3 protein-coding genes are annotated in these 3,838 nt (G+C 50.4%); all 3 read right to left on the reverse strand.

All coding sequences use genetic code 11. The features are described 5' to 3' along the window. A partial coding sequence (locus HOK28_02385) for a hypothetical protein (protein MBT6431909.1) occupies window positions 1-184 on the reverse strand: 184 nt, incomplete at its 3' end. A 90-nt stretch (window positions 185-274) separates the two neighbouring features. Next, window positions 275-2,656, reverse strand: coding sequence for an FAD-binding protein (locus HOK28_02390; GenBank protein ID MBT6431910.1), 2,382 nt, complete (start codon window positions 2,654-2,656; stop codon window positions 275-277). Between the two features lie 138 nt (window positions 2,657-2,794). Continuing rightward, window positions 2,795-3,607 carry a hypothetical protein gene (locus tag HOK28_02395; GenBank protein MBT6431911.1) on the reverse strand — a complete coding sequence of 271 codons (813 nt, stop codon included), beginning with the start codon at window positions 3,605-3,607 and terminating at the stop codon, window positions 2,795-2,797. Between the last annotated feature and the right edge of the window lie 231 nt (window positions 3,608-3,838).

The following is a 3,838-nucleotide window of genomic DNA, read 5'->3' on the forward strand; positions in this document are numbered from 1 at the left end:
ACGTCGATGGCTTTTCCTCGTCACATGCCGCAGCATTATCGAGGATGGCTTGACCGTTTTCTGCGCTTGGAGCGGGTGGCTCGACGACTGAGGGGAGGTCGGAATTGCTGGCAGTGGTTTCCCCGCAGGCAGCGAGGATAAGTGCGAGGCAAACAAGAAGCATATTCAGTGATTTCAGTGGCATAGGGAGTCCTTTCGGGCCCCCTCTATAACCAAATGGCGCTTGCTTGCCTAGCCTTTGCCTAGAATCCTGAAATTGATACGCATTTTAGCCTTAGCGGCAAACTCGGGCCTCTTCATAGAACCCACCCGAGACACAGGACTTGCCTTGGCCGCAGTCACTGTCGCTTTGGCAGATACAATCTCTTGCCAGAACACACCCTGGATAATTCACAATTTCGGCATCGCGATTAAGCTGTCGCCAAATCTTGTTGTTGAAGAGTCCGTTGGGGTCGAGGTCTTCTTTAAGTTCTAGGAAGTCATCCCACTTGGGGTAATTGTCTTCATCAATTCCCACAAAGTAGGCACTGGAGTTTTTACCCCAGTGTGGTCGCCCGTCGTATTTACGAATCGTCATCTGAACGATTTCATCGTAGACCGCTGCTGAACGTTCCATTGCGTCTTCGTTGGCTATTTTTGGAATATGGATTTCGAAGGCTACCATATCTTCACCGTAGTTAAAGGCTGCCCATCTGTCGGAAGCTTTCGAGAATCGTAGATAGAGTCCTAAAACAGGAAAGCATGCGCGGTTCGCATCGATGATGCCGCGCACGTCGTCCATCCAGTTTGCGAGGTCTGCCAGCGGAAAGGCTGCTTCCATGGTGCGGCTTTTTACGTTGTCTACGTCCCATGGGCAGGTGCCGGGAGTACAGTAAGAACCGAGCATTTCGTGTGACCATCCAACTGTTTTACCCCAGCCCGACTCTTGTGAATCAATCGGAGCAAACCAGAACATAGAGCGCAGAAGAGCACTGTCGCATTGAGCGCGAAGGGGTGCAGAGTTTAAGACTCGGTAAGGAATATCTCCGGCAATTCTAAAAGCGCTTGCGCTTGATTCCCAAAGGTTGTGCTGAGAAGTACCCGAGGTGTCGTTATCTACGCGGTCATAGTAATCCATCACGTAGCGGTCGTTACCGGCAAACCACATCACACGAGCGTAGTCATGCTCTCGAACTTTTTCTTCAATCAAATACTCAAGGCCAATGTCTGAGCCTTTTTCATGGCCGTAGGAGAGCTTGAACTGAGGCTCTGCTTGGAGTGTGATTTCCACTACCACGCCCAGCATGCCAAGATGAGTGGCAACGGATGCAACGGTATCTTCGTCGAATACACGTAGGTTTCCTTCGCCATCCACGATCTTCATACCAACAACCATATCAGCCATACTTGATGGGATATTCAAAGAGGAGTGGTGAGCGGCTGTTGCGATACCACCGGCAATGCTTACGCCGGTGTAGTCTGGCATCGCTCGAATTGCTAAGTCATAACCGTGAAGGATTTCAGAAAGCTCTGTGGCACGAATGCCAGGCTCAACCGTGACGGTCATGAGGTCTTCATCGACCGCAAGTACTTGGTTCATTTGCCATACGTTTAAAAGAATACCGCCATGCTCGGGGCATATGAATTTGCTGTTGCTGTTTGAGGTATTGAGGGAAACCACTTTCAATGATTTGTCCAGTTCGTTCGCGAGTGTGACTGCTTCCTGAACTTCCTCAATGTTACGCGCTTCGATGATTTGTGAAGCATCGCAGGTAACGGTGCTCTGGTAGTTTGGAAATTGCTCATTGCCTTCGTAGCCTTGTTCAGGAGCGCCGTCAGCATTGAGGTGATCTGTGACCCAGAGGATTCCATTGCCCACGAGGTTTAAGAAGCTGCCCAGGTTTTGGGTGTTCGAGTCGTGTCCTAACGTCGTACCAAAAAGACGGGTACCATTCTCAACCCGTGTCCATGCCACAACTTCTTCTCTGCGCGTCTGCGGGCTGTAAGCGGTGTAGAGTGGTGTGAGGTCCCCAGTGGTTGCGGTCACTTGGTAAACCTCGTCGCGGGGTGAATCGATCTCTTGAGGTAGAAGCGCGGTAATAGGGTGGTTGCTTGCTTGTGTGGCGACGACGGAACGCTTCCAGTCGTGCTTTACGGAATCCACACCGGTAAATTCCCACCAGTGGGGGAAGTCTTCACCAAAGTTTGCAACTTGCCATTGCCATCGTGCCCAGCGTGTGCGCCAGTTGTCCCACCAGCTTAAGCTGTCTGATGTGCTTCGAAAGCTATGCATCGCACAATGAATGAATACTGCTGGAATACCGTTGTCTCGAGACTGACTGATCATGTTGTGGATCATGTCGTAGTCGTTGTTTTCTGCGAGGCAGAAGTTGTAGACGATGACGTCGTAGCCGTTTGAGAAGTTCTCGGTATTCATGGTGTCGAGTGTATCGGCTTGCTTCTTACCAACGACGGTCAGATCAACATTTGCATATTGAGAAAGGCCGGTCCGTAACTCTTGGGTTTGTTCAGCATACTTGTGCCAGAACCCGTCGTAGTCGGTGAGGTAGAGCGCCCGGATGGGCTCTGGATTGGTTGCAAATGCGGCACCGCAGGTGATGGCACTGGCACAGAGAGCGGCAGTGACGGCGAGTGCAAAGGTCTTGATCGAATTCATATTGTGCTTCCTTTTGAACATATCTACCCGCAAGTAGTTTATTCTGGTCACAAAAATCTACCCAAAAGTAGTCAAATGTAGGAAAAATTGATCCTTTGCTATTTGAACCACTGTGATATTTTTAAGTGACTGATTTTGTTAGTTATTTGTCCACTCTTGCAGGCAGCCAGCGCCTGACAGAATCACTTGCTTGAGGTCATTATCCCAAGGGGAAATGGTGGCAACGATGTGGGCCCAGTCTCCTGGTGGCAACGAGCATAGCCCGGAATCGATGTAACATTGAGGGTGGGAGTCGAAGGCTTCTTGCCGAATTCCGGAACAAGCCGAAGTTTTTTCGATGATACGTTCGACTTCACCGAGCAGGCATTCGCGAACATCTGCGAGCCATAGGCGGCCCGCATCACTCATGAACTCGCCTGTAATAGCGGAGAATCGTTCGCAGTATTTCTTTCCATACCCTCGAAAGTAACCACGCTGCCCGCAGTTTAGGTCGTGTTCAGATTCTAGGCAGCTGTACATTTCGCACATTTGGCAATCGTTGAAGTTTTCGTATTCGCTGCAGCTATCAAGAGGCTCGTCTTGGGCGCAGCCTTCGGGCGTGCAGTAGTAGGCCCAGCCTAGGTTACAGGCTGATTGCTCGAACCAGTCGAAGAAGCCGTACCAACCATGCATTGGAGTGACACCTTGAAGTTCGTCGCAGCTGGCCTCGGTGATCCACTTCGCCATTTCCGGGTCACAGGCGAGATTGATTCCCTTTACGGGGGTATCCAGTTGAAAGCAGTTTTGCAGGTGCAAGCTGGCACCTTCGCAGAGTTCTTCTTTTGTATAGGAAGAGTCTATTGATGAATTTTCAACAATGAATACAGGCGCTTGTGAGGTTTGAGGGTCGAGGCGGCCGCACGCATTGAGCATGAGTATGGCCAAAATCATCATGAGAATTATGCGACTCATCGTTGAGCTCCTGGGGTCTTCGTCGGGGGCAACCACGACCAAGGAGAGTGTGGAGAGGCAAATTTGGGGAGCGCCTCTATTGAAAGTAGAACCTTGAACTTTCTAGTAGTGGACAAGGATAGATTTGGCTACCCAAAAGCGTCGTCGTTTTGATTTTGTCAGTGATTTGTACAGATTCTATGGATCTAGAACCTGGGCGGGGAGGTGTTGGAAAGCTAGAGGGCCGTTTCG

It is taken from the genome of Deltaproteobacteria bacterium, assembly GCA_018668695.1.
Classification (GTDB): Bacteria; Myxococcota; XYA12-FULL-58-9; order XYA12-FULL-58-9; family JABJBS01; genus JABJBS01.

Excerpts from the sequence above, each read along its gene's own strand:
- HOK28_02395 (MBT6431911.1), bottom strand. The coding sequence starts at position 3,607 with ATGAGTCGCATAATTCTCATGATGATTTTGGCCATACTCATGCTCAAT.
- HOK28_02390 (MBT6431910.1), bottom strand. The coding sequence starts at position 2,656 with ATGAATTCGATCAAGACCTTTGCACTCGCCGTCACTGCCGCTCTCTGT.